The organism is Sporosarcina aquimarina, assembly GCF_019748715.1.
Lineage (GTDB): Bacteria > Bacillota > Bacilli > Bacillales_A > Planococcaceae > Sporosarcina > Sporosarcina newyorkensis.
On the sequence record NZ_JACLBZ010000028.1, the window covers coordinates 1 to 25,506 of the forward strand.

28 protein-coding genes are annotated in these 25,506 nt (G+C 42.4%); 27 read left to right on the top strand and 1 reads right to left on the bottom strand.

What is annotated here, in order from left to right:
* Positions 1-99 precede the first annotated feature (99 nt).
* The 10 genes from H7J92_RS13000 to rsmI all read left to right on the top strand — a co-directional run bounded on the left by H7J92_RS13000 (position 100) and on the right by rsmI (position 7,260).
* Positions 100-1,524, top strand: a complete 1,425-nt coding sequence (locus H7J92_RS13000) for an aminotransferase class I/II-fold pyridoxal phosphate-dependent enzyme (RefSeq protein WP_078818848.1) — start codon at positions 100-102, stop codon at positions 1,522-1,524.
* Positions 1,525-1,540: 16 nt separating this feature from the next.
* Entirely contained in the window at positions 1,541-2,182 is a 642-nt protein-coding gene (gene tmk, locus H7J92_RS13005; protein WP_078818847.1) for a dTMP kinase, read from the top strand.
* Positions 2,183-2,271: 89 nt separating this feature from the next.
* Entirely contained in the window at positions 2,272-2,601 is a 330-nt protein-coding gene (locus tag H7J92_RS13010; protein WP_009499399.1) for a cyclic-di-AMP receptor, read from the top strand.
* A gap of 17 nt (positions 2,602-2,618) precedes the next feature.
* On the top strand, positions 2,619-3,059 hold the full coding sequence (locus tag H7J92_RS13015) for a YaaR family protein (protein ID WP_009499400.1): 441 nt from the start codon (positions 2,619-2,621) through the stop codon (positions 3,057-3,059).
* A gap of 73 nt (positions 3,060-3,132) precedes the next feature.
* Complete coding sequence (gene holB / locus H7J92_RS13020; protein WP_221837349.1) at positions 3,133-4,143, top strand: DNA polymerase III subunit delta'; 1,011 nt, start codon at positions 3,133-3,135, stop codon at positions 4,141-4,143.
* A complete protein-coding gene (locus H7J92_RS13025; RefSeq protein ID WP_078818844.1) occupies positions 4,136-4,963 on the top strand; it encodes a PSP1 domain-containing protein in 828 nt (275 codons plus the stop codon). The genes holB and H7J92_RS13025 overlap by 8 nt, the downstream gene beginning before the upstream one ends.
* 13 nt (positions 4,964-4,976) lie before the next feature.
* Positions 4,977-5,336: a DNA replication initiation control protein YabA gene (yabA, locus tag H7J92_RS13030; protein ID WP_040760048.1), complete on the top strand. Its 360-nt coding sequence runs from the start codon at positions 4,977-4,979 to the stop codon at positions 5,334-5,336.
* 58 nt (positions 5,337-5,394) lie between these two features.
* The gene (locus H7J92_RS13035) at positions 5,395-6,135 is read left to right on the top strand and encodes a tRNA1(Val) (adenine(37)-N6)-methyltransferase (protein ID WP_009499404.1); all 741 of its coding nucleotides are present in this window, start codon (positions 5,395-5,397) and stop codon (positions 6,133-6,135) included.
* Complete coding sequence (locus H7J92_RS13040) at positions 6,122-6,385, top strand: GIY-YIG nuclease family protein (RefSeq protein WP_009499405.1); 264 nt, start codon at positions 6,122-6,124, stop codon at positions 6,383-6,385. The genes H7J92_RS13035 and H7J92_RS13040 overlap by 14 nt, the downstream gene beginning before the upstream one ends.
* Complete coding sequence (rsmI, locus tag H7J92_RS13045) at positions 6,382-7,260, top strand: 16S rRNA (cytidine(1402)-2'-O)-methyltransferase (protein WP_009499406.1); 879 nt, start codon at positions 6,382-6,384, stop codon at positions 7,258-7,260. The genes H7J92_RS13040 and rsmI overlap by 4 nt, the downstream gene beginning before the upstream one ends.
* A 70-nt stretch (positions 7,261-7,330) precedes the next feature.
* Here the strand turns inward: rsmI and abrB are convergent, their stop codons facing one another.
* Positions 7,331-7,606, bottom strand: coding sequence for a transition state genes transcriptional regulator AbrB (abrB, locus tag H7J92_RS13050; RefSeq protein ID WP_009499407.1), 276 nt, complete (start codon positions 7,604-7,606; stop codon positions 7,331-7,333).
* Between the two features lie 266 nt (positions 7,607-7,872).
* Here abrB and metG point away from each other — a divergent pair, with 266 nt between their 5' ends.
* From metG to mfd, 17 genes are all read left to right on the top strand, one after another.
* Complete coding sequence (gene metG / locus H7J92_RS13055) at positions 7,873-9,867, top strand: methionine--tRNA ligase (protein WP_246602942.1); 1,995 nt, start codon at positions 7,873-7,875, stop codon at positions 9,865-9,867.
* Positions 9,868-10,080: 213 nt separating this feature from the next.
* Positions 10,081-10,848: a TatD family hydrolase gene (locus tag H7J92_RS13060; protein WP_078818841.1), complete on the top strand. Its 768-nt coding sequence runs from the start codon at positions 10,081-10,083 to the stop codon at positions 10,846-10,848.
* A 136-nt stretch (positions 10,849-10,984) separates the two neighbouring features.
* Positions 10,985-12,217, top strand: coding sequence for a G5 and 3D domain-containing protein (locus tag H7J92_RS13065; RefSeq protein ID WP_078818840.1), 1,233 nt, complete (start codon positions 10,985-10,987; stop codon positions 12,215-12,217).
* Positions 12,218-12,356: 139 nt separating this feature from the next.
* Positions 12,357-12,923: a ribonuclease M5 gene (gene rnmV, locus H7J92_RS13070; RefSeq protein ID WP_221837355.1), complete on the top strand. Its 567-nt coding sequence runs from the start codon at positions 12,357-12,359 to the stop codon at positions 12,921-12,923.
* Positions 12,916-13,806 carry a 16S rRNA (adenine(1518)-N(6)/adenine(1519)-N(6))-dimethyltransferase RsmA gene (gene rsmA / locus H7J92_RS13075; RefSeq protein ID WP_009499412.1) on the top strand — a complete coding sequence of 297 codons (891 nt, stop codon included), beginning with the start codon at positions 12,916-12,918 and terminating at the stop codon, positions 13,804-13,806. Before rnmV ends, rsmA begins: the two co-directional genes overlap by 8 nt.
* Before the next feature lie 147 nt (positions 13,807-13,953).
* Positions 13,954-14,220 (top strand): biofilm formation stimulator Veg, encoded by a 267-nt coding sequence (gene veg / locus H7J92_RS13080; protein ID WP_009499413.1) that lies wholly within the window; start codon positions 13,954-13,956, stop codon positions 14,218-14,220.
* 236 nt (positions 14,221-14,456) lie between these two features.
* Positions 14,457-14,630: a small, acid-soluble spore protein, alpha/beta type gene (locus H7J92_RS13085; RefSeq protein ID WP_009499414.1), complete on the top strand. Its 174-nt coding sequence runs from the start codon at positions 14,457-14,459 to the stop codon at positions 14,628-14,630.
* Positions 14,631-14,786: 156 nt separating this feature from the next.
* Positions 14,787-15,653, top strand: a complete 867-nt coding sequence (gene ispE / locus H7J92_RS13090; RefSeq protein ID WP_078818838.1) for a 4-(cytidine 5'-diphospho)-2-C-methyl-D-erythritol kinase — start codon at positions 14,787-14,789, stop codon at positions 15,651-15,653.
* Positions 15,654-15,709: 56 nt separating this feature from the next.
* The gene (gene purR, locus H7J92_RS13095) at positions 15,710-16,552 is read left to right on the top strand and encodes a pur operon repressor (protein ID WP_009499416.1); all 843 of its coding nucleotides are present in this window, start codon (positions 15,710-15,712) and stop codon (positions 16,550-16,552) included.
* Entirely contained in the window at positions 16,540-16,917 is a 378-nt protein-coding gene (locus H7J92_RS13100; RefSeq protein ID WP_009499417.1) for a RidA family protein, read from the top strand. Before purR ends, H7J92_RS13100 begins: the two co-directional genes overlap by 13 nt.
* Positions 16,918-17,195: 278 nt before the next feature.
* Positions 17,196-17,483 (top strand): septation regulator SpoVG, encoded by a 288-nt coding sequence (gene spoVG, locus H7J92_RS13105; RefSeq protein WP_078818837.1) that lies wholly within the window; start codon positions 17,196-17,198, stop codon positions 17,481-17,483.
* Positions 17,484-17,797: 314 nt separating this feature from the next.
* Positions 17,798-19,156, top strand: a complete 1,359-nt coding sequence (gene glmU / locus H7J92_RS13110) for a bifunctional UDP-N-acetylglucosamine diphosphorylase/glucosamine-1-phosphate N-acetyltransferase GlmU (RefSeq protein ID WP_009499422.1) — start codon at positions 17,798-17,800, stop codon at positions 19,154-19,156.
* Between the two features lie 27 nt (positions 19,157-19,183).
* Positions 19,184-20,137, top strand: coding sequence for a ribose-phosphate diphosphokinase (locus H7J92_RS13115; RefSeq protein WP_009499423.1), 954 nt, complete (start codon positions 19,184-19,186; stop codon positions 20,135-20,137).
* Positions 20,138-20,218: 81 nt separating this feature from the next.
* Entirely contained in the window at positions 20,219-20,848 is a 630-nt protein-coding gene (locus H7J92_RS13120; protein ID WP_040760054.1) for a 50S ribosomal protein L25/general stress protein Ctc, read from the top strand.
* An 82-nt stretch (positions 20,849-20,930) separates the two neighbouring features.
* Complete coding sequence (gene pth / locus H7J92_RS13125; RefSeq protein ID WP_040760055.1) at positions 20,931-21,494, top strand: aminoacyl-tRNA hydrolase; 564 nt, start codon at positions 20,931-20,933, stop codon at positions 21,492-21,494.
* A 53-nt stretch (positions 21,495-21,547) separates the two neighbouring features.
* Positions 21,548-21,775, top strand: a complete 228-nt coding sequence (locus H7J92_RS13130) for an anti-sigma-F factor Fin (protein WP_221837358.1) — start codon at positions 21,548-21,550, stop codon at positions 21,773-21,775.
* A 117-nt stretch (positions 21,776-21,892) separates the two neighbouring features.
* The gene (mfd, locus tag H7J92_RS13135; RefSeq protein ID WP_221837362.1) at positions 21,893-25,426 is read left to right on the top strand and encodes a transcription-repair coupling factor; all 3,534 of its coding nucleotides are present in this window, start codon (positions 21,893-21,895) and stop codon (positions 25,424-25,426) included.
* Positions 25,427-25,506: the final 80 nt, after the last annotated feature.

The window sequence follows — 25,506 nt, forward strand, 5'->3', positions numbered from 1 at the left end:
ATGGTCATCATAGTGAGTGGCTTTTTTGTGTTCTCGAAAGATGAAGAGGAAAGTAGAAAGTTTTGATATACTAAGTAGAAGAAAAGGAGTGCGTGATAGATGAATTATGAAGATCGACCGCTTATTCAGGCGCTAGAAAACTTTCGTAAACAGCAGCCTATTTCATTCCACGTGCCTGGACATAAACATGGAGCATTGTCTGGTTTACCGCAGAATTTGCGACAGGCATTAGCCTATGACGTTACCGAACTTGCTGGTTTGGATGATCTGCATAGCCCAACAGGCGTAATTCAGCGAGCGGAAGAGAAACTGACACGTTTACATGGAAGTACTCGTAGCTTTCTCTTAGTCAACGGCTCTACTGTTGGTAATTTGGCTATGCTGTATGCAACAGTGGGGAAAGGCGATGCAGTATTGGTTCAACGAAATGCGCATAAGTCCGTGTTTCATGCGCTCGAGTTAACAGGGGCGCGGGCAGTTTTTTTATCCCCCCAGTGGGATGAAGATACGCGGACTGCAGGAGGTGTGTCGGTTGCAAATGTTAAGGAAGCGTTTAAGCAATTTTCCAACGTAAAAGCTGCCGTTTTTACAAATCCTACTTACTATGGAGTAGCAAACAGAGAGCTAGGTAAAATAATTAAAGAGTGTCATGCGTATAGAGTGCCTGTTTTAGTAGATGAAGCGCATGGTGCTCACTTCAAAGCTCATCAATCATTTCCGGAAAGTGCGCTTAGCCTAGGTGCGGATGTAGTGGTTCAATCTGCACATAAGACATTGCCGGCAATGACAATGGCTTCATTTTTACATGTACGTTCAAATTTCGTTAAAACAGAACGAGTAGCGCATTTTTTACATATGTTGCAGTCGAGTAGTCCATCCTACTTGTTGATGGCTTCATTGGATGATGCTAGGCATTATGTAGAGTCTTATAATGAAACGGATTATGCAAGCTTACAATCATACAGGCGAGAGTTACTACGAGAGCTTCAATGCATTTCCGATGTGAAAGTGGTTGAAGTAGATGATCCATTAAAGCTGCTAGTACGCGTAGAGGGTAATACAGGCTTCGCTTTGCAAGACGCACTAGAAAAACAAGGCGTTTATTCGGAACTCGCAGATCTTTATCAAGTCCTTTTAGTGTTGCCTTTAGTGAAAGCCGATCATGCAGGTATTGTGAACGATGTGGTAAAGAAATTTAGAGATGCAGTAGAGTTGCTACGTGCAACGGAAAGTGATAAGCCATCGGTTAAGCTTAAAATGCCGCACTTGCCAATAACGACAGCGGTCTATACAACAGATCGGCTACGAGAAATGAAAGCCGAGTGGATGCATATTGAGGAGGCAAAGGGTAAAATTGCTTTTGAATCAATTGTCCCTTATCCGCCTGGTATCCCATTGTTATGCGCTGGCGAGAGAGTTGCAGAAGCGCATATACGGCAACTGCTTGTGTTAGCGGAAGCAGGCTCTCGTTTTCAAGGAGCTTTTGATGTAGAGTCGAATCAAATTAAAGTGGTCAGTGAATAGATAGGAGACGTTTTTTTTGAGAGGTTTATTTATTAGTTTTGAAGGACCGGAAGGCGCAGGAAAGACGACAGTATTGCATAAGATTGCTGCAAGATTGAAGGAACAAGGGCGCGCGGTTACAATGACACGTGAACCAGGCGGAATTCCTATTGCCGAGAAAATACGTGAAGTGATTTTAGACGCAAATCATCAAGAGATGGATGGAAAGACAGAGGCCTTATTGTATGCAGCTGCACGCCGGCAGCACTTAGTTGAAAAAGTTTTGCCGGCTCTTGAAGAAGGCAGCATCGTACTCTGTGACCGCTTTATTGATAGTTCACTGGCATATCAAGGCTTTGCACGAGGTCTAGGGATGGACGATGTGTTAGCAATCAATTTATTTGCGATAGAAGACCATATGCCTGACTGTACGATCTTTTTCGATGTACCGCCGGAAGTGGGATTGGAGCGAATCTGGAAAGATACAGAACGGGAGCAAAACCGTTTAGACTTGGAAGAACTGGAATTTCATAAGCGGGTCTATAAAGGGTATCAAGAAGTGATAACGCGAGCCGAAGGACGGATACAAGTAGTGGATGCACAGAAGTCAGAGTTGCAAGTAGTCGAAAATGTATGGGAAATTGTAAATTCAGAAGTCAACTTAAAATGGAATTCGTGATATAATAGAAAGGAACCTTCTTTAGAAGTAGACACGGACCGGATGAGAGAGCCGTGTAGATATAAGAAATCGGAAAAGGGGAGAGTACATTGAAACTGATTGTAGCAGTGGTACAGGACCAAGATAGTAACCGATTATCTTCCGCGTTGACTAAAAGTGATTTTCGGAATACGAAGTTAGCTAGTACAGGCGGATTTCTTCGTGCAGGAAACACTACATTCTTAATGGGTGTGGAGGACGAGTTAGTTTCAAAAGCTTTGGATTTAATTCGTGATAATTGTCGTTCCCGGGATCAGATGGTTGCACCTGTTTCACCTATGGGAGGCAATGCGGATTCCTATATTCCGTACCCAATCGAGGTAGAAGTAGGCGGAGCCACCGTATTTGTCTTGCCAATTGAACAGTTCCACCATTTTTAATATTGAGGTGAACTCTGATGAAAGTCAATGGTGACTATCGTACAGGGATGGATAAATTACCGAAAGACCCGCTTCGTCAGTTGCAAGGAAATGCTCGTTTTGGACAAATGGTGGAGAAGCAGGAAGCACGCCTGCAAAGTGAACAGATCACCCGCCTATTTGGAGATATTTCAAGTGCAGGTGATCGGCTCGCGCGGTCACGGAATTTGCGTGATATGGCAAAGTATAAAATGCTGATTAAACGCTTTCTGAAGGAGTCAGTAGAGTCCGGTATTGAATTAAAACAATCCCATACTTGGAATCAATTTGGTGAAGGACGCCGTTTAAAGATTGTCCGAACGATTGATGAGAAACTAATTGCACTGACAGAAGCCCTATTGGATGAAGAAGAATCATCCATTGATTTGCTAGCGAAAATCGGCGAAATCAAAGGACTTTTGATTAACTTATATACGTAATCCCGTGCTGCATTTTACTGGTAGCACGGGGTTTTTTGCAACAACTATGAAGAACTACCAAGGAGGAGATTGCATGTTGGAAAACGACAATAATCATGCATTGCAGTCTCAACAACAGGTAATCAAGCGCTTACAAACAATTCACCAACGTCAGCGTGTTGGACATGCCTATATATTCGACGGTTCTAATGGGTCAGGCAAGGAACTTATTGCAAGTTATTTTACAAAGTTACTGCTATGTATGGATCCAAAAGAAAATGTTCCATGTGAAACATGTCATTCCTGCAAAAGGATACAATCAGGCAATCATCCAAATGTTGTGACCATCAGACCGGACGGACAGGATATTAAAAAAGATCAAATGGCAGAATTAATTATGAAAATGACGAAGAAGGGTTATGAGGAAGGGTGTAAGGTATATATCATTGCCAACGCTGAGCGAATGAATAGTTCAGCCTCCAATACCCTATTAAAGTTTCTTGAAGAACCTGAAGGCAATGTGACAGCAATCTTGCTGACTGACTCTTACACATCTGTTTTACCGACCATTCAATCACGTTGTCAGCGAATACCTTTACAGCCCATGAATCGAGAGGCCATCATAGAGGCCCTTATACAGCAAGGAGTAACGACATCGTTGGCCGCAACCGTTACCATGATGACCGCCAATGCCAATGAAGCGTATGAAATGACGCAGGAAGATTCCTTTGTACAGAAACGGAAATTAGTGTTAAAATTAGTAGAGGCAATTGAACAGCGATCGCCGGGTGAGGCTTTGTTGTTCATTCAGACAGATTGGATGCCTTTAATGAAGGAAAAAAGTGATTGTGAACAAGGGATAGACTTGCTTCTCTTTGCATACCGTGATATTGTAGCGGTGAAAGCGGGACTGCAATCGACTATTGCGTATCCCGATCAACTGGAAACCTTCACTAAACATTCTGTTAAAAATGCGTATAGCAGTTTAACTGTAAAAATAGATGCCATCTTGCAGGCAAAAAAACGATTGCATCAAAATATGAATCGTACGCTTTTACTAGAACAATTGGTGCTTACTATGCAGGAGGGGTTATTGTTTGTATAAAGTCGTAGGCGTCCGTTTTAAAAAAGCGGGTAAATTATATTATTTCGATCCATTGGATATGCCGGTTGAAGTCGGTAACTATGTCATTGTAGAAACCGCAAGAGGCATAGAATACGGCAAAGTTGCTAGTCGAAGTAATGAAATAGATGATGAAGACGTGGTCTTGCCATTGAAGAAGATCATTCGCCTTGCCGATGAGAATGATCGAGAGCTTGTTAGAGAAAATCAGCAGGAAGCAGAGCAGGCATTTGATGTTTGTGCTGAAAAGATTATAGAGCATCGGTTGGATATGCGTTTAGTCGATGTTGAGTATACATTTGACCGCAATAAAATTGTCTTCTATTTTACTGCTGAAGGTCGAGTTGACTTTCGCAGCTTGGTAAAGGATCTTGCATCGATTTTTCGAACAAGAATTGAGTTGCGCCAAATTGGCGTACGCGATGAAGCCAAGATGCTAGGTGGAATCGGACCGTGTGGAAGGATGCTGTGCTGTTCCACATTTTTAGGAGATTTTGAGCCTGTATCCATTAAGATGGCTAAGGATCAAAACCTTTCGTTGAATCCATCGAAGATTTCAGGGCTTTGTGGGCGCCTTATGTGTTGTCTAAAGTATGAAAATGATGAATACGAGGAAGCAAAAGCACAAATGCCTGATATTGGCACTCAAGTGGCAACGCCAGACGGGATTGGAAAAGTGGTTGGCTTAAATTTATTGGAACGCGTGCTGCAAGTGAATATGCCAGCTTTTGAAAGGGTACTCGAATATGCGTGGAGTGAGATTGAGGATTTACAGAAGGAAATGGCTCAATTGACGAAATGACGAGGTGGAACAGTTGAAAGAAGTGAACTTTCTTGACAGGGTGATGGAGTTTGAACAACAGTTGGACTCTATGCAAAAACAATTCAGGGAACTTATTGGGTTTGTCGCAGAGATGACTGAAGAAAACCACTCGCTTCGTCTGGAAAACCATCATCTGCGAACGCGACTGGATGAAATCGATAAGATTACACAAAATATAGAAGAGACCGCGCGAGATGAACGTCCGAAGAAGCTAGATGTTGGCGAGGGTGTAGACAATTTAGCTCGGCTGTACAATGAAGGGTTTCATGTGTGCAATGTACATTATGGCAGCAGCCGTAAAGGCGAAGATTGTTTGTTTTGTCTGTCATTTTTAAATAAACAGAACGGTTGAAAGGGTCAATTCCTATTTTTAGGTATTGGCTTTTTCTTTTGATTAAGGAGTGTACGGCATGAATTTACAAGACGATGAAAGACTTGATTACTTATTAGCAGAGGATTTACGCATTATTCAAAGTCCTTCTGTTTTTTCATTTTCATTGGATGCGGTATTGTTGGCAAGGTTCGCTTATGTACCGATTCGAAGTGGGAAGGTAGTGGACTTGTGTACTGGAAATGGGGCCATTCCTTTATTTTTGAGTGCACGAACGAAAGCGAGAATTGTTGGGGTTGAGTTGCAAGAGCGGCTGGCAGATATGGCGAAAAGAAGTGTGGCTCATAACGGACTTGATGAACAGTTGTCGATTTTACAGGATAATGTGATTGGGATTGCCAAGAAGATTGGATACGATACCTATGATACTGTTACGTGCAATCCCCCTTATTTTCCCGCAAATGAGGCTAGTGCAAGAAACAAAAGCGAGCATTATACGATCGCAAGACATGAAGTTGAATTGAAGCTGGATCAAGCAGTACAATCTGCCAGTGAATTATTAAAACAAGGTGGCAAGGCAGCATTTGTTCATCGACCGGGTCGCCTGTTGGATATGATCACTTCTATGAGACAGCATCGACTAGAGCCAAAGCGCATTCGCTTTGTCTATCCAAAAGAAGGAAAAGAAGCGAATACGTTATTGATCGAAGCCATAAAGGATGGGAAACCAGATTTAAAAATCCTGCCTCCTTTATATGTATATCAGGCCAATGGAAATTATACAGAGGAAGTGAGGCACCTACTGTATGGCGACGAGTGAGCACTTTTTTTATGTGTTGGAATGTATAGATGGCTCGTATTACGCAGGATATACGAATGATTTAGAACGGCGCTTGCGTGTACATAATGAAGGAAAAGGGGCTAAGTATACGAGAGGTCGCTTGCCAGTCAGGTATGTTTACCGTGAAATGTATGAGACGAAACGAGAGGCGATGCAAGCAGAGTATCAATTCAAGACATTGAATCGTTCGCAAAAAGAGCAGTATATTCGAAAGGAGCGGACAGAATGATTGTTTCTCAAAAAAGTGCCGAAACGACAGAGGCAGGGAAGTTGTTTATTGTCGGAACCCCAATTGGAAATTTAGAAGATATGACATACCGTGCTATACGTATTTTGCAGGAAGTCGATTTTATAGCAGCAGAAGATACGCGAAACACGATCAAACTGTGTAATCATTTCGATATTCACACGCCGTTAATCAGTTATCATGAACATAATACGCGAGTTGCCGGAGAAAAAATTATAGAATACCTCAAAACTGGGAAGGATATAGCTATTGTAAGTGATGCGGGTATGCCGTGTATTTCAGATCCAGGAACGGATCTCGTCAAACTTGCGATTGAACAAGAAATTGCAGTCGTTCCAGTTCCCGGACCTAACGCGGCCGTGACAGCCCTCGTAGCTTCAGGGATTACGCCGCAACCCTTTCTATTTTGGGGATTCTTGGCCAGGCAGAAAAAAGAACAAAAGGAACAGCTGAAAAAATTGCAACGTTATGAGGAGACGTTGTTATTCTACGAAGCACCTCATCGTTTAAAGCAGACCTTGCGAAATCTGACGGAGCAATTTGGTGAGGAACGCAAAATTGTCATGGCACGAGAGCTGACGAAACGCTTTGAAGAATTATTGAGGGGTACTCTAGCAGAAGCTGTGGAATGGGCGGACACTCATGAAATCAGAGGAGAGTTTTGCTTAGTGGTAGAGGGCAATTGCAATGTGCAAGAAGAGGTAATTGAAGAATGGTGGACGGAACTGTCTATAAAAGATCATGTTGAACAGGTGATAGAGCAAAAAGAAATACGTTCAAAAGATGCAATTCGGGAAGTGGCGGAAGCAAGAGGTCTTGGGAAGCGGGATGTCTACCAGGCGTATCATGTGGATTAATTAAGTTAAGGAAAATCTTTCTGAAATAAAAAAGAATCCAGAACGAGTGAATGTCCGGGATTCTTTTTCATTAATTAATTTTACCTTCGATTTCTTGAATTAGTTGTTTAGCGCCTTCAGGACTTAAAATCAACTTACCATCAATTAGACGAAGATTGTCGTCTGAGACTTCTCCGGTGATAGAGCATGTCATATTTGGCATGTACTTCTTCAAGATAATCTTGTCATCGTCCACGTATATTTCTAACGCATCTTTTTGCTCAATACCGAGCGTGCGACGTAATTCGATTGGGATAACAACACGGCCTAACTCATCAACTTTTCTCACGATTCCAGTAGATTTCATGACAAGGATTCCTCCTACACTCTAAATTTCTATTCGTCAAAATTCGACATGATTCTCTTGTCTATTAAACATCATACCAACTCTTCCAATAATCGTCAATCATCAGAACTTAAAAAAACAATAATATTATTTATCAATTTTTTGATAGGAAAAAAATGAGAGTTTATATGTAAATCTAGTTATTTGTCATTCATGCCCTTAGAAATTGATAGATAAATACACTTAATTAGATGAGAACATGGCACTTTTGTACAACATCCGATAAAATGAAACTATACATTAATTTATTTGGAGGAATTCGTGTGGAGAATCAATCTAAAACGTTTTATATTACTACACCTATTTATTACCCGAGCGGAAAATTTCATATAGGAACGGCTTATACTACCATTGCTTCTGATGCTATGGCGCGCTATAAACGGTTGCGTGGATATGATGTCAGATTTTTAACGGGAATGGACGAGCATGGACAAAAAATACAGGAGAAAGCAGAGGAAGAAGGCCTTTCACCTCTTAAATATGTCGATGGAATTGCGGATATTGCAAAGAATCTCTGGAAACTGATGGACATCTCGTACGATGACCTGATCCGAACTACAGAAGATCGTCATAAGAAAGTCGTAGAAAAGATCTTCCAGAAGTTCCTTGATAATGGTGACATCTATAAAGGAAAGTACGAAGGATGGAAATGTGTACCGTGTGAGTCATACTTTACGGAATCGCAGCTTGAAGACGGAAATTGTCCGGACTGTGGAAGACCTGTCCAGCGCGTTGAGGAAGAATCCTATTTTTTCAATATGAAAAAGTATTCCGATCGATTGTTGGCGTACTATGAAGAAAATCCGACATTTATTGAGCCGGAATCACGTAAAAATGAAATGATCAATAACTTTATCAAGCCTGGATTAGAAGATTTGTCCGTTTCCCGTATGTCATTTGACTGGGGAATTAAAGTGCCGGGAGATCCAAAACACGTCATTTACGTTTGGGTAGACGCCTTGACGAACTATATTACCTCACTTGGCTATTTATCCGACGATGATTCGTTGTTTAAAAAATACTGGCCTGCTGATGTCCATGTCGTAGGAAAAGACATTGTTCGATTCCATACGATTTATTGGCCGATCTTTTTGATGGCACTCGATCTGCCATTGCCGAAGAAAGTATTTGCACACGGTTTCATTATGATGAAAGACGGAAAAATGTCGAAATCTAAAGGAAATGTTGTCTATCCCGAGATGTTAGTGGAACGTTACGGCTTGGATGCAACTCGTTATTTCCTACTACGAGAGCTTCCGTTCGGGCAGGACGGGGTATTTTCTCCGGAAGCATTTGTCGAGCGTATTAACTATGACTTAGCAAACGACCTAGGGAATTTACTGAACCGTACGATTTCCATGATCAATAAGTATTTCGATGGAGAAATCCTGACGGAAGGCTTGGTTTCTACGGAATACGATGAGTCGTTACATGATATGATCCAACAAACAGTGAATAAATATGAACATTCCATGGAAAAAATGCAGTTCAGCGTTGTATTGTCGGATGTTTGGGCATTAATCTCACGAACGAACAAATATATAGACGAGACATCCCCGTGGGTATTGGCGAAATCAGAAGAAGACCGCATGAAATTGGCATCTGTCATGTATCATCTTGCACTTTCTCTTCATCACACAGCGGTATTGCTGCAGCCGTTCATGACGAATGCGCCGAAACAAATGGTCGAGCAGTTAGGTCTTGCGGAAGATTCACTGGCTTGGGATTCGTTACAAAACAATTACCAAATTCCGCATGGTACTACAGTCATCGGAAAAGGTGTACCGATCTTCCCACGTTTAGATACGGAAGTAGAAGTCGAGTATATTCGACAGCAAATGGCTATCACGGCTCCCGCTGAAGTGCAAGAAGAGGTGGAAGAAGTGACAGAAGAAACGAATGAAATTACCATTGATGATTTTATGAATGTAGAGTTGCGTGTGGCGACAGTGACGGCGTGTGAGAAAATGCCGAAAGCCGATAAGTTATTGAAATTGCAACTAGACTTAGGTTACGAGCAACGTCAAGTTGTGTCAGGCATCGCAGAACATTACGATGCTGAAGAAGTAGTCGGCATGAAAGTGATTGTCGTGGCGAACCTGAAACCAGTGAAACTGCGCGGTGAATTATCACAAGGGATGATTCTGGCAGGGAAGAAAGACGGCGTTTTGAAGCTTGCTACCGTCGATTCCTCATTGGAAAATGGAGCACAAGTGAAGTAATTTAACGAAAAAAGGATGTCCGGTTCTAATACCGGGCATCTTTTTTCGTGGAGCAAATAAATTCACTTGAAGGATAAATTATGATTTACTAGTTCAATCCGGTGGGAAAGGTATGTATATACAACCGCCTGTTTGTAACATGTTTGTAATGTGAATGAGATGTAAGACACAATTTTTGATCATAGAATAGAGAATACTGTGAGGAGAGATACGATGTTTATCGATACACATGTCCACTTGAACGCAGATCAATACGAAGATGATGTGGAAGAGGTTATTCAGCGTGCACTCGATGCGAATGTAGAAAAAATGGTTGTGGTCGGATTTGATACAAAAACGATCGAAAAGGCGATGGAATTAATTGAACGCTATCCATTTATTTACGGTGTAATTGGCTGGCATCCTGTTGACGCGATTGATTGCACAGATCGTGATTTACAATGGATCAAGGAATTGGCTGCTCATCCTAAAATCGTTGGCATTGGAGAGATGGGCCTTGACTATCACTGGGACAAGTCACCGAAGGACATACAGCAGGAACTGTTTCGTAAACAAATTCAATTAGCAAAAGAAGTGAACTTGCCAATTATTATTCATAATCGGGATGCTACGGGCGATGTAGTCCGTATATTGCAGGAAGAATCGGCGAGCGAAGTTGGTGGGATTATGCATTGTTACGGTGGAAGCGTTGAAACGGCCAAACAATGTATTGATATGAATTTCCTAATTTCTCTCGGAGGACCGGTGACATTCAAGAATGCGAGAATGCCAAAAGAGGTAGCAAAAGAGATTCCGCTAAAATATTTATTGATCGAAACGGATGCGCCATATTTAGCACCGCATCCATACAGAGGGAAACGCAATGAACCCGCATACGTACCGCTGGTTGCTGAGGAAGTTGCACGTCTCAAAGAAATATCGGTTGAACAAGTCGCAAGGCAAACTACTGAAAATGCCATACATCTTTTCGGTATACAGTGAATATAGTGGTCACTGGGTTTGCGTTTCTTGACAGACAATATAGTGATGCGGTCATCTAGTTATTTTTAATTTAAAAGATTGACAGGCAAAAACAAACACTATATACTCAGCCGAGTAATGAAGGAGGAGTTTTTTCATGTCTCAGAAACCCATGAAAAACCTGTTTACGTTTTCAACGAAGGGTAAGCGTATTGCAATTCTAGCGATTGCAATGGCTTTATTCATAACAACAACGTCACTCGTATTGATTGACGGCAAAAAGAAGACAGTCTCTTTGGCGCTTAACGGTAAGCAAACTGAATTGCGTACTGCTGCTGCCACTGTAGAAGAACTTCTAGCCGCTAACGACATACAAGTGAAGACACATGACCATCTTGAACCTTCGATGGATACACCAATTGAGCATGGCTTGGCCATCCAATGGAAACAGGCGAAAAAAGTTACTATAGATGTCGATGGCAAGACGCAAGAACTGTGGACGACGGAACAGACAGTACAGGATGTACTAAAGAAGGCAAATGTTGATGTTACCACACATGATGAAGTAGAACCTGCTCTGGCAGCGAATATTTCAGATAATCAGCCGATCACCGTCGAAAAGGCATTCCAAGTCATTGTAAAAGACGGTGGAAAAGAGAGTACACACTGGTCAACTTCGACTACGGTCGCTGACTTTTTAAGGGATCAAAATATCCGGCTCACTGAATTGGATAAAGTAGAAGGAGATTCGAAAGCAAAGTTAACAGCGTCTAATGCTACAGTAAACATTGCACGAGTAGAAAAGGTCACCGATGTAGTGGAAGAATCAGAGAACTTCAAAGTGCAAACGAAAACTGATCCTAAATTGCTGAAAGGCCGCGAAAAAGTGGTTCAAGAAGGCAAAAAAGGGAAAGTTCAGCGGAGGTTTGAAGTCACAAAGAAAAATGGAAAAGTAGTATCTCGTGAATTAGTTAGCGAGAAAGTGATTGAGAAGCCTACACATAAAGTGGTACGTGTCGGTTCAAAAGTTATGGTCGCTAGTGCTAATTCTCAGAGCGATGGCAATGTAGGTGTTTCACGTAGTGACGCACCGAGCGGAGGACGTGAGTTCTATGCTAATGCGAGTGCATATACTGCTTATTGCAACGGGTGTTCAGGAACCACGGCGACAGGTATCGACTTGCGCGCAAACCCAAATTTAAAAGTGATTGCGGTCGATCCGAGTGTCATTCCGTTAGGATCTAAAGTGTGGGTTGAAGGCTATGGTTACGCAGTTGCAGGAGATACAGGAGGCGCTATTAAAGGCAATCGTATCGATTTGCACATGCCGACCAAAGCTCAAGCTTATCAATTTGGACGCCGCCAAGTTAAGATCAAAGTAATTAACTGACTATACAACGCCGGTAAAGGAGAGTAACTCTTTCCTTTGCCGGTTTTTTCGTCTTTAGACAACGTGGCCAGTATGGTTGTGCAGCATGCGAAAAAACAGTAAAATAGAAAGAATGATATGGTAAGAAAAGAGGAATCCTGTGAATATAGAAGAAGTTGTTGTGGTGGAAGGAAAGTCAGACACCATCGCAGTCAAAAGAGCAACAGGCGCAGATACGATTGAAACGAATGGTTCTGCTGTCAATGAACAGACGATTGAGCGAATTCGTCATGCACAAAAGACACGGGGCGTCATCGTCTTTACAGATCCAGACTTTCCTGGCAGACGCATACGGGCAATTGTTGAAGAACAAGTACCCGGCGTCAAGCACGCGTTTCTTTCAAAAAAAGATACGATTGCTAAGAATGGCCGTGGATTAGGTATAGAACATGCAAGTGATGAGTCGATTCGTCATGCCTTGGCTTCTGTTTACACGGTAAGTGTGCATACAATAGAGGAGATCCCTATGGCGCGGCTGCTGGATGCCAAGCTGATCGGTCACGATGAATCTAGAAAACGTCGTGACCGGCTGAGTGAGTTACTGCAGATTGGACAGGTCAACGGGAAAGGTTTGAAAAAGCGTTTGGAGATGTTCCGAATATCTCAGGAACAGCTAGAAGAGGTAATAAAAGTTCTCGACGAGGAGGAAATGAATACTGATGTATAAAGACATCGCAACACCGATGAGGACGAAGGAAATATTACAAAAGCACGGGTTTTCATTCAAAAAGAGTTTAGGACAGAACTTCTTGGTAGACCCGAATGTATTGCATAATATCGTATCCCACGCAGCTATAACAAAAAATACAGGCGTTATTGAAGTAGGGCCAGGAATCGGTGCGCTGACAGAGCATTTGGCACGGCAAGCGGGAAAAGTAGTGGCGTTTGAAATAGATGGTCGTCTGCTTCCGGTGTTGGAAGACACTATGTCTCCGTACCCGAATGTCACGGTACTGCATCAAGATGTCCTGAAGGCCGATCTTCATCAAGTAATAGAGGAACAATTTGCCGACTACGAAGACATCGTAGTTGTTGCCAATTTGCCATATTATATAACGACTCCAATAATCATGAAATTCCTAATGGAAAAGGCACGGGTTAAACAGTTGGTCATCATGATGCAAAAGGAAGTGGCCGATCGCATCACAGCGGTCCCGAGTACGAAAGCATACGGCTCATTATCCATAGCCGTGCAATATTATATGGATGCAGAAGTGTCGATGATCGTGCCTAAAACTGTTTTTATTCCGCAACCGAATGTAGAGTCAGCAGTTTTATGTTTAACACGTAAGGAAAATGCGTACCCTGATGTAGTGGATGAAGAGTTTTTGTTTATCGTAACTCAGGGATCATTCCTTCATCGCCGTAAGACAATATGGAATAACTTACAGTCTTCGCTGCCGGAGGGCAAAGAGAAGAAGGAGCTAATTCAGAAGGCTTTCGAAGTTGCTGAAGTGGATCCCGGAAGAAGAGGAGAAACACTGTCAATTCCAGAGTTCATCAAGCTTTCGAATGCATTATACCCGTATTTCCATACACCGAAATCATGACAAAAGTCAATCAAATTTTATTGTGAAAAATGAGGGAATTTTTCATAAAACATTTGACAAAGACATAGGATCACTGTTAAAATAAAAAATTTGGTTGACAGATCTTCCGAAAAATGTTATGCTAGTATTTAGTGAGGTGTAAGCAACATGCCAAAAACATTAGCAGACATTAAAAAGTCACTGGATGCTCATTTAGGGAAACGTCTCCACCTAAAGGCTAATGGCGGTCGAAAAAAGACGATCGAACATGCCGGAGTTTTGCGCGACACGTATCGTGCAGTTTTCGTAGTAGAGTTAGACCAGGATGACAATGCGTTTGAAAGAGTTTCTTACAGCTATGCAGATATTTTGACCGAAGCGGTTGAAATAACAATTCTTGATGGTGCGGATCAAACTGCCTTTATCATCAAATAATTACAAGATGCAATTTTTTTAATTTAATTCCTAGCAAACCTGTACAAGTAGTTCATGTACAGGTTTTTTTATTATTTTAAACAGTTTTCTAAAAGTAAGAGGTCAATGATGCACATTCATTACGTGGGTTGTTGCGCCTTAATCTCCTGGGATAAAGAGTATTTATAAAATAAACACTTGTATTTTTTTTATTTCGGCACATCCTATAGTAGTCAGCCGAAAAGGAGGAAAACCGAATGGCGAGAAAAGGCGTCATGTCAGATCAGTTGAAAGAAGAAATCGCAAAAGACCTTGGCTTTTATGATGTTGTACAGCGAGAAGGTTGGGGCGGAATTCGATCACGTGATGCGGGCAATATGGTGAAACGTGCGATTGAAATGGCAAGCAGGCAAGCGGAGGAGAAAAAATAATCCATCCTATGTCCCGGAGAATCCAAAACAGGCTGACAAAAGGAACTGCAAAAGCGAAAACGCTTGCAGTTCTTTTTTCGTTTATTCTTCCTATGTTCTATCTATTGTGTGGTAATATAATGAGCAAGAACATGCTGTGGGGAGGGAGCTTTTATCATGATTTACGAAAAGGCACCTGCGAAAATCAACTTAACTTTAGATGTGCTGCATAAACGGCCAGACGGATTCCATGAGGTAGAAATGATCATGACAACCGTTGACTTGGCTGATCGTATATGGCTTCGACTTACATCAGAGCGCTCCATTACGATTAAAGCGTCTCACCGCTTTGTCCCAAATGATCGCAAAAACTTAGCTTATCAAGCTGCTGACTTATTGCGAAAACGATATCGGGTAAATGAAGGCGTTGAAATAACGTTAGATAAGAATATTCCAATTGCTGCAGGGCTTGCAGGCGGAAGTTCGGATGCTGCAGCTACTTTGCGAGGGTTGAATCGTTTGTGGAAATTGGGCCTCTCGTTGGATGAGTTGGCAGTGCTTGGAGCAGAGATTGGTTCGGATGTTTCCTTTTGTGTCTATGGAGGGACAGCGATTGCAAATGGGCGAGGAGAGAAAATTACTCATTTATCGCCTCCGCCGAATTGCTGGGTAATCTTAGCGAAGCCGTCTATCGGCGTGTCGACTGGAAACATTTATGGTCAGCTAGATTTATCGACTGTATCACACCCGAAAACTGCGCAAATGATAGAAGCCTTAAAAGAAGGTGACTATAATAAAATGTGTTCTTCATTAGGAAACGTGCTAGAACCTGTCACGATGGGATTACATGATGAAGTGGTGGTGCTTAAGGAGCAAATGGAACGCTTCGGAGCAGATGCCGTATTGATGAGTGGCAGTGGTCCGACTGTTTTTGGCTTAGTAAGACAGGAATCACGCGTGCCTAAGATTGTGAATGCATTGAAAGGTTTTTGTCAAGATGTACATGCAGTACGGATGCTAGGAGAACGTGTCTTAGTTGATTAATACCGTATAATTATGATAATGTACTTATAATTCATTCGGATTTAGGAGTCGGTAGTATGAAGTGGAAAAGAAGTGAAAGGCTGGTCGATATGACGCGCCATCTGCTGGAAAATCCGCACACACTCATTTCTTTGACGTTTTTCTCTAACAGATATGCTGCAGCGAAATCTTCGATCAGTGAAGATCTAGGTATTCTGAAAGAAACTTTCGAAGAGAGTGGGACCGGGCGACTAGTGACCATTTCCGGTGCAGCAGGCGGTATTAAATATATTCCCTTAGCTAGTGAAGAAGAAGGGAAAGACGTGATACATTCCTTAATGGATGAGCTGAGAAAATCAGATCGTCTTCTTCCTGGCGGTTATTTGTATATGACAGACCTATTGGGTAACCCTAAATTTCTTGATCGTATTGGCAAAGTGATCGCCACTGCATTTTTCGATGCGGAAATTGATGCGATCATGACAGTTGCCACGAAGGGAATTCCAATTGCACACGCCATTGCGCGCCATCTGAATGTCCCTGTAATCGTTGTTCGTCGTGATAGCAAAGTAACAGAAGGATCCACGGTGAGCATTAATTATGTTTCGGGTTCTGCTCGAAGGATCCAAACGATGGTTCTGTCGAAAAGGAGTATGCAAAGCGGTCAAAAAGTTTTGCTGACGGATGATTTCATGAAAGTCGGCGGTACGATACAAGGTATGAAAAGCCTTTTGGAAGAGTTTAATTGTGAACTGGGTGGCGTAGCGGTATTAGTCGAAGCTGAACATCTGGAAGAAGTTTTGGTGGATGACTATCTATCGCTGATCAAACTTCATGCAGTAGATGAGAAACACAGAAAGATTGAATTAGAAGAAGGAAATTACTTTACGAGAGGTGGAAACCAAACATGGAATATGTAAAAACCGAACAAGCACCGCAGGCGATCGGCCCTTACTCACAAGCAGTAAAGGTGAATGGTGTCGTCTATACGTCTGGAGCAATCCCTTTGACAGCGGCAGGCGAACTTGTAGAAGGCGGAATTGTTGAGCAAACGAATCAAGTACTGGTCAATCTTCGTAAAATATTAGAAGAAGCAGGTACAAGTATGGAACAAGTTATCAAGACGACGGTGTTCATTCAAGACATGAACGAATTCGCCGCGTTGAACGAAGTTTACGCAGAACACTTTGGTGACCATAAACCCGCGCGTTCTACAGTAGAAGTAGCGCGTCTGCCAAAAGACGTACGAGTCGAAATTGAAGCAGTAGCAATTTGCAAATCATAATTTATGTAGGCAGGCGGTTCCATGTAATGTCTCTTAAAGGACAATGGACCGCTTATTTTAATCTTAGCGGGCTAGAATATCAGCATGGACCCTGAACGTGAACAGCTAATTTACCTTATTGTATAGATATTAAAAAAATTCATAAAAATTCTATTTTAATCTGTAGAGAAAACGAGTATTATAGAATCAACACAAATATTCTGGGTAAAAAGAGGAATTTTACCAGATGACCTAGAATAAGTACATTGTGAAGAATAGACAACAAGGGAGTGGGGAAAATGGAGATCACAGATGTAAGATTACGCAAGGTAGACACCGAAGGCAGAATGAGAGCAATTGCTTCCATAACGCTGAACGATCAGTTTGTCATCCATGATATCCGGGTCATAGAGGGGAATGACGGATTATTCGTAGCAATGCCAAGTAAACGTACGCCGGATGGAGAATTTCGTGATGTCGCGCACCCGATTAACTCGGACGCAAGAACAAAAGTACAAGAAGCGATTCTAGCGGCATATCATCAAGTAGGAGAACAACAGGGGGTACTTGAAGAAGCTGCACTATAAATTTGCCAGTTATAAGAAAGCGTTTTCATATCTATTTTAAGCAAAAGGCCATCTATTTGAGTAGATGGCCTTTTGGTTTCAATAAGAAAAGACGAGGGTATACCCAAATCACTCCTGTTAGTAAAAAGATGGTCGATAAAGTACGTTTACTATTATAACAATCTTAAATATTCATAGTGGTTTTCTATGAATATAAAATTTGCCAAAAGATTATTAATGATAAAAGAAAGTAATGTAATTGTCAAGGGGATATGCTTGAAAAAAGCGATCATTTCCGATATAGTCAATAATGAATTAAGGATGGGGGCTGGCAGATGACAAAGACATATGCTATCGTCCTGGCTGCAGGACAAGGGACTCGAATGAAGTCCGATTTATATAAAGTGCTTCACCCAGTCTGCGGTAAACCAATGGTAGAGCATGTGATTGACCATATTCGAGATCTAGATTCAGACCGGATCGTCACCATTGTTGGTCATGGCGCGGAAACGGTAGAACAAGCATTAGGAAACAAAAGTGAATATGCGTTACAGGCAGAGCAACTTGGTACCGCACATGCTGTGCAACAAGCCGGATCGGTTCTTGGCGATCTTGACGGCACCACTCTTGTCGTTTGCGGAGACACACCGTTAATCGGCAGCGAGACAATGAAAGCGTTACTTGCCCATCATCATCAAACAGAAGCAAAAGCTACAATACTTACTGCAATCGCAGATGACCCGACCGGCTATGGACGAATCATCCGCGCAGAGAACGGCGACGTATTGCGAAACGTCGAACATAAGGATACCGATGATGAAGAGCGTAACGTGAAGGAAATTAATACAGGAACTTATTGTTTTGATAATCGGGCATTGTTTGAAACACTAAAAAAAGTAAATAACGACAATGCACAGGGTGAGTATTATCTTCCTGACGTATTAGGTATTTTGAAATCAGAAGGACAGCGCATTTCGGCTTACACGACGCCAAATTTCCATGAAACATTGGGCGTCAACGATCGTGTTGCATTAGCGCAAGCCGAAAAAGAAATGCGTCGCCTCATTGCAGAGAAACATATGCGCAACGGTGTAACGATCATCAATCCGGAGCAGACTGTGATCAGTGCTGACGCAGAAATTGGCCGAGACACTGTCATCCAGCCAGGTGTAGTGATCGAAGGGTCAACAAAAATTGGTTCAAACTGTGTGATCGGCCCTAATAGTCATTTACAAAATAGTACAGTAGGCGATCAAACAACAATTCATTCATCTGTCGTTCGTGATAGCCAAGTGGGCTCGCAGACAGCAGTTGGTCCGTTTGCACATTTACGTCCGGAAACTCAATTGGGCAACCATGTGAAGATCGGCAACTTTGTAGAAGTGAAGAAATCCCAGCTTGGCGACGACAGTAAGGTATCCCATCTCAGCTATATTGGGGACGCCGAAATTGGCAAGAATGTAAATGTGGGTTGTGGCACGATTACCGTTAATTATGACGGTAAAAATAAGCATAAGACAGAGATACAGGATGACGCTTTTATTGGTTGTAACGCTAATTTAGTAGCTCCTGTCACTGTAGGAAAAAATGCTATTGTAGCTGCTGGATCCACTATTACAAAAAGTGTTCCAGAAAATTCACTTGCAATTGCGCGTGTTCGCCAAGAAAATAAAGAAGGATATGTAAAAAACTAATCTTACCCAACTAACAGGAGGGCCATCATGGCAAATCATTATCCGAACGACAAACTGAAAATCTTTTCGTTAACTGCGAATGAACCACTAGCACAAGAAGTAGCGGAGCAAGTCGGACTACCTCTAGGTAAATGCTCAGTCAAACGTTTTAGTGATGGAGAAATCCAAATCAATATCGACGAAAGCATTCGAGGTTGTGAAGTGTTTGTCATCCAATCTACTTCCAACCCAGTCAACGATAACTTAATGGAACTTCTCATTATGTTAGATGCCTTGATGCGTGCTTCTGCGCGTACGATTAATGTAGTGATGCCTTATTATGGCTATGCACGGCAGGACCGTAAGGCTAGCTCACGTGAGCCAATCACAGCTAAGCTAGTAGCGAATTTATTGGAAAAAGCGGGTGCTGACCGTGTCATCGCTGTAGATTTGCATGCACCTCAGATTCAAGGCTTCTTTGATATTCCGATTGACCACTTAATCGCTGAGCCAATCTTGACTGAATACTTCCAAAGCCAAGAATTAGACGACCTTGTCATCGTATCACCTGACCATGGTGGTGTTACAAGAGCACGTAAAATGGCGGATCGAATGAAAGCACCAATCGCGATCATTGATAAACGTCGTCCGCGTCCGAATGTAGCGGAAGTGATGAATATTGTTGGGAATGTTGAGGGCAAAACAGCTATTCTTATTGACGATATCATCGATACGGCTGGAACAATTACGATTGCAGCGAGCGCCTTAATTGAAAGTGGAGCGAAAGAAGTGTATGCTTGTTGTTCACATCCAGTTTTATCCGGTCCTGCAATTGAACGGATAAACAACTCCAAGATTAAGGAATTGGTTATTACAAATTCCATCGAATTGCCGGAGTCTAAGCAATCTCCAAAAATCAAACAGCTATCAATTGCACCACTATTGGCATCTGCAATTATTCGCGTGTTTGAGAAGAAGTCCGTAAGCACTTTGTTTGATTGATGACAAGTTACCTGATGTCGTCTGATATTGAATGTTTCAAGAGGTAGAAAAAACTTTTTTAAAGGAAAGGTGACTATACAAATGAACACAATGCAGTCGAACTTAAGAGAACCTGACAAAACGACACTAAGACAATTACGAAATGACGGGTGGATTCCTTCCGTAGTCTATGGTTACGAAACAGAAAGCACGCCAATCGCGGTAAAGGAGCGTGATTTGATTGATACGCTTCGCGAGACAGGGAAAAATGGTGTAATCAAGTTGAACGTAGACGGCAAAGATGTAAATGTCGTGTTAAATGATTATCAATCTGATGTGTTAAAAGGCAATATTACACACGCTGACTTTTTATCGATCAATATGACAGAGGAACTTGAAGTTGAAGTTGTTATTAATCTGGTTGGCGAATCGCCCGGTGAAAAACAAGGCGGTACATTACAACAGCCGATCCGTGAAGTAACGATCCGTGTTAAGCCTTCTGACATTCCAGAATCCATCGATGTTGACGTTTCAGAGCTGGAAATTGGGGATACGCTACTCGTTAGCGATGTCCGCGCGAAAGCAGCATATGAGATCTTGAATGAGGATGAAGATACACTTGTACTCGTATCAGCTCCTCGTACAGAAGCAGAAATGGAAGCACTGGACGAAGCAACTGATTCTGGTGAAGGTGCGGAACCCAAAGTAATTGGCGATGAAAAAGACGAATAAATAACGAAATGGGCGCACGAGTTTGTACCGTGCGCTCCTTTTCTATGCATATAGAGAACGTTTAGAAAAGGAAGAGAAGCAAATGAAATTAATAATCGGACTCGGAAATCCGGGAAAAACGTATGAAAAAACACGTCATAATATTGGATTCCAAGTAATTGATGAGTTGGCAAAGCGCTTGCAAGCACCTGCGTTTCAGAAAAAGTTCAATGGACAATACACAACTGTACATACCGTCCAAGGTAAAGTGATCTTGCTGAAACCGATGACGTATATGAACTTGTCGGGCGAATGTGTACGCCCATTGGCTGACTTTTTCGAAGTAAATGACGAAGAGATAGTCGTCCTATACGATGATTTGGATCTGCCGGTAGGAAAAATACGTCTTCGTCAAAAAGGAAGTGCTGGCGGTCATAACGGAATGAAATCATTGATTGCTCATTTAGGAACAACTGAGTTTAATCGAATCCGTATCGGCGTCGACCGTCCTTCAGGCGGAATGAAGGTTTCCGATTATGTGTTGGCTCCTTTCAGTGCGGACGAGCAGCCTTTAATCGAAGAGGCAGTCCAAAAAAGTGCCGATGCTTGTGAGGAATGGCAAAAGACGCCATTTATTGAAGTGATGAATAAATTTAACGGTTCTTAAGCATAACGTTGCAATTCTTTGCCTATACTTTGAAAAAGGAAGGTGAAGAGTGCGTGATCCGCTATTCTTGCAATCACTGTAATACGGAAATCGGTTCTATTCCATTCGAAGCGGCAAAGGAAACACTCAGTCAAATTGAGACATTAGACGAAGGTGAGAAGAAGTCGTTCCTGTCTGTCGATCATGATGGCGAGCTACATGTACGATGTATTTGTGAACATTGCGAGCAATCGTTAAAGACGTTCCCGGATTATTACACCTTTAAGAAATGGTTACAATAGTAACAGATGCTTTGGCGCTTACAGCCAAAGCTTTTTGTGCATAATGCATGCTGCTACGAACATGAAAACTAGACTTGAGAGTGAAGTTATAATTGATATATAGAGAGGGTTAGTTAATTGGGAGTAATAGATCAGCTGTTTTTAGAAGAAAAAGAGATTCAGGGTCTGCTGGATGACTTGCAGGCTGGCCAAGACCAGCAGTTGATAACTGGCCTTTCCGGCGGTTCTAAGGCCGTCTTCTTTAAAGTAATCCAGCAGTCACTTGAGCGGCCGGTTCTGATCGTATCGCCGAATATGCTGCAAGCGCAGCGAACTTATGATGACTTGGTCAAAATGATCGGTGATGAGCATGTGCATTTATACACAGCGGAAGAACTTGTAGCTGCCGACTTTTCATTTGCCAGTTACGAATTACGGGCAGGACGGATTGAGACATTAGATCATATGGCACGAATAGGAAGCGGCATCTATATTACGCCGGTCGCGGGCCTTAGAAAGCTTTTACCTACAAAGAAACGCTGGTTGAACCACTATGTCACTGCGCAGACAGACGAAGAGATTGACATAGAAGCGTGGCTGGAAAAGCTCGTTTCTATGGGATATATCCGTAACGACTTGGTGAGTGCGCCAGGTGAATTTGCGTTGCGTGGCGGCATATTGGATATTTATCCGTTGACTACACAAGATCCCGTTCGAATTGAGCTATTTGATACTACGATAGATTCGATTCGTACATTTTCGGCAGAAGACCAACGCTCTACGGGAAAGTTAGAAAAGATTACGTTGTTACCCGCGACAGAATTTATTTGGACTCCTGAAGAGCTACTGCAAGTGTCACGTAAAGTAGAACAAGCACTTGGCGACAGCTTAACAAAAATTAAAAGTGAAGATCTGCAACAACAATTACTGACGACGATTATGGAAGACGTCGGTCTGATGAAGGATGGCATTGTGCCGGATACGATGAAGAAATATGTCTCCTTTTCATCTGAAGCCAATTCTATGCTGACTGATTACTTCCCATCGAATGGTCTCATCGTGTTTGATGAATTGGGACGTATACAAGAGAGCGTTGCGACATTGGAAGCAGAAGAACAAGAATTTCAGTTGGCGATGCTAGAAGACGGTAAAATGCTGCATGATACAAAGCTATCTTGGAAGTACGATTACGTGCTTGGCAAAATCCAGCAATTGCGTCTCTATTTATCTTTATTCACACGTGTGGTGCCAGGGTTCACAATTAAAAAGTCCATTGCCATCTCGTGCAAACCAATGCAGCAATTCCATGGACAAATGCCGCTATTGAAAAATGAAATCGAACGTTGGAAACAAGGAAACTATAATGTATTCCTTCTAGCAGCTTCAACTGAGCGGATGAATGCGATCCAAGGTATTTTACAAGAATATGACATAGAAGCTGCGGTGAATGGCCAACCTACAAAAGAAGGCACTCTGTCAATCATTGAGGGAGACTTGTCCGTAGGATTTGAATTGCCATTTCAAAAAATAGCGGTCATTACGGATGCAGAAATGTTTACAGGGAAGCCAAAACGGAAAGCGCGCCCGCCTAAAATAACCAATGCTGAACGAATTAAAAGCTATTCGGAAATTAAACCAGGCGATTATATCGTTCATGTCCATCATGGGATCGGCAAGTACTACGGTGTCGTGACACTAGAAGTAGGTGGCCTGCAAAAAGATTATTTGGATATTCGTTATCGAAGCGATGATAAACTGTTCGTACCTGCCGACCAAATTGATTTAATCCAAAAATATGTGGCTTCAGGTGAAAAGGAGCCAAAATTGCATAAGCTTGGCGGCGCAGAATGGACGAAGACCAAGCGTAAAGTTACAGCAGCAATTCAGGATATTGCAGACGATTTGATCAAACTTTACGCCAAACGGGAAGCAGAAAAAGGTTTTGCCTTCAGTGAGGATGATGATCTGCAACGTTCCTTTGAAAATGCTTTTCCTTACGAAGAAACGCAAGACCAACTGCAATCTATTGAAGAAATCAAAAAAGACATGGAAAGAGAACGACCGATGGATCGGCTGCTATGCGGGGATGTTGGTTATGGAAAAACGGAAGTCGCCATTCGAGCTGCATTTAAAGCAGTCACAAATGGTAAGCAGGTGGCATTTTTAGTGCCGACGACAATTTTGGCTCAACAGCATTTCGAAACGATGAAGGAGCGGTTCGCCGATTATCCGGTAACTGTGTCAGTGCTTAACCGTTTCCGCACGAAAAAACAGCAAGATGAAACCATTAAAGGCTTGAAAGCCGGCACAGTCGATATTGTGGTTGGAACACATCGTTTACTCTCGAAGGACGTTGTATATCAAGATCTAGGATTGCTCGTTGTCGATGAAGAGCAGCGCTTCGGTGTGACGCATAAGGAAAAGCTTAAGCAACTGAAAACGAATGTAGACGTATTGACATTGACGGCTACACCGATACCGCGAACATTGCATATGTCGATGGTTGGTGTTCGTGATCTCTCCGTCATCGAAACCCCGCCTTCCAACCGTTTCCCGGTTCAAACATATGTCATGGAACATAACGCTGGATTAGTGCGGGAAGCGATTGAACGAGAGATGGGTCGTGGAGGGCAAGTGTTTTACTTGTATAACCGGGTTGAAGAGATGGATCGGAAAGTGGAGGAAATTCGTCAGTTGGTGCCAGAGGCGCGTATAGCATCTGCTCATGGGCGAATGGGAGAAGCTGCTCTGGAAGCAGTTATCATGAGCTTCCTGGAAGGAGAATATGATGTACTCGTCACGACGACCATTATTGAAACGGGTATTGATATACCTAATGTCAACACCCTAATCGTGCATGATGCCGATCGGATGGGGCTGTCGCAGCTCTACCAATTGCGTGGACGTGTCGGGCGTTCAAATCGTGTAGCTTATAGTTATATGTTGTACCAGCGCGATAAAGTGCTGACGGAAGTGGCGGAAAACCGCCTTCAAGCAATCAAAGAATTTACGGAACTCGGCTCGGGCTTCAAAATCGCGATGCGTGACCTATCGATCCGGGGAGCAGGGAATTTATTAGGTTCACAACAGCACGGTTTCATTGATTCCGTCGGCTTCGACCTTTATTCACAATTACTGCAGGAAGCGATTGAGGAACGACAGACAGGAATCGTAAAAGAAGAGAAGCAGGACGTCGAAATTTCACTGCCAATCAATGCTTACTTGCCTGAAACTTATATACAGGATGGCTATCAAAAGATTCAAATGTACAAACGAGTGAAGGCGATTGAAAGTAATGAGGATTACTTGGAATTGGTTGATGAGATGATTGACCGTTTCGGTGATATGCCGTTGGAAGCTGATTTGTTGTTACGGGTCGGTCGTATGAAGGCGTGGGGACGTATTGCAGGTGTGGAATCTATTAAGAAAGTGCAAGACGTTGTAGAAATCAGGCTGTCTGAGGAAGGTACGTCACGTGCGGATGGTGCTAAGCTCATGGAACATTCATTAAAATTTGGTCATGCTGTCGGTTTGACACTTGAAAATGGACAAATTATTGTGACGGTAAATGAAAAGAAGTCCAAAAAGTTTACTGAATTCGACATGATTGAAGAAATGGTGCAAACCATGCAAGAGACGGCAAAGGAAGTCCGTACTACTGATGCCGTGTAAATCCTAGATTGCATAAAATGACCATATATGATGCATACTACTTCTAGAAATACATTTCATTTCGAGAAAGTGAGGCATTA

What these genes read in the sequence shown, in the direction of transcription:
- H7J92_RS13000 (WP_078818848.1), top strand. Translation starts at nt 100, where the DNA reads ATGAATTATGAAGATCGACCGCTTATTCAGGCGCTAGAAAACTTTCGT.
- H7J92_RS13015 (WP_009499400.1), top strand. Translation starts at nt 2,619, where the DNA reads ATGAAAGTCAATGGTGACTATCGTACAGGGATGGATAAATTACCGAAA.
- holB (WP_221837349.1), top strand. Translation starts at nt 3,133, where the DNA reads ATGTTGGAAAACGACAATAATCATGCATTGCAGTCTCAACAACAGGTA.
- H7J92_RS13035 (WP_009499404.1), top strand. Translation starts at nt 5,395, where the DNA reads ATGAATTTACAAGACGATGAAAGACTTGATTACTTATTAGCAGAGGAT.
- H7J92_RS13040 (WP_009499405.1), top strand. Translation starts at nt 6,122, where the DNA reads ATGGCGACGAGTGAGCACTTTTTTTATGTGTTGGAATGTATAGATGGC.
- rsmI (WP_009499406.1), top strand. Translation starts at nt 6,382, where the DNA reads ATGATTGTTTCTCAAAAAAGTGCCGAAACGACAGAGGCAGGGAAGTTG.
- abrB (WP_009499407.1), bottom strand. Translation starts at nt 7,606, where the DNA reads ATGAAATCTACTGGAATCGTGAGAAAAGTTGATGAGTTAGGCCGTGTT.
- metG (WP_246602942.1), top strand. Translation starts at nt 7,873, where the DNA reads ATGAAACTATACATTAATTTATTTGGAGGAATTCGTGTGGAGAATCAA.
- H7J92_RS13060 (WP_078818841.1), top strand. Translation starts at nt 10,081, where the DNA reads ATGTTTATCGATACACATGTCCACTTGAACGCAGATCAATACGAAGAT.
- H7J92_RS13065 (WP_078818840.1), top strand. Translation starts at nt 10,985, where the DNA reads ATGTCTCAGAAACCCATGAAAAACCTGTTTACGTTTTCAACGAAGGGT.
- rsmA (WP_009499412.1), top strand. Translation starts at nt 12,916, where the DNA reads ATGTATAAAGACATCGCAACACCGATGAGGACGAAGGAAATATTACAA.
- veg (WP_009499413.1), top strand. Translation starts at nt 13,954, where the DNA reads ATGCCAAAAACATTAGCAGACATTAAAAAGTCACTGGATGCTCATTTA.
- H7J92_RS13085 (WP_009499414.1), top strand. Translation starts at nt 14,457, where the DNA reads ATGGCGAGAAAAGGCGTCATGTCAGATCAGTTGAAAGAAGAAATCGCA.
- ispE (WP_078818838.1), top strand. Translation starts at nt 14,787, where the DNA reads ATGATTTACGAAAAGGCACCTGCGAAAATCAACTTAACTTTAGATGTG.
- purR (WP_009499416.1), top strand. Translation starts at nt 15,710, where the DNA reads ATGAAGTGGAAAAGAAGTGAAAGGCTGGTCGATATGACGCGCCATCTG.
- H7J92_RS13100 (WP_009499417.1), top strand. Translation starts at nt 16,540, where the DNA reads ATGGAATATGTAAAAACCGAACAAGCACCGCAGGCGATCGGCCCTTAC.
- spoVG (WP_078818837.1), top strand. Translation starts at nt 17,196, where the DNA reads ATGGAGATCACAGATGTAAGATTACGCAAGGTAGACACCGAAGGCAGA.
- glmU (WP_009499422.1), top strand. Translation starts at nt 17,798, where the DNA reads ATGACAAAGACATATGCTATCGTCCTGGCTGCAGGACAAGGGACTCGA.
- H7J92_RS13115 (WP_009499423.1), top strand. Translation starts at nt 19,184, where the DNA reads ATGGCAAATCATTATCCGAACGACAAACTGAAAATCTTTTCGTTAACT.
- H7J92_RS13120 (WP_040760054.1), top strand. Translation starts at nt 20,219, where the DNA reads ATGAACACAATGCAGTCGAACTTAAGAGAACCTGACAAAACGACACTA.
- pth (WP_040760055.1), top strand. Translation starts at nt 20,931, where the DNA reads ATGAAATTAATAATCGGACTCGGAAATCCGGGAAAAACGTATGAAAAA.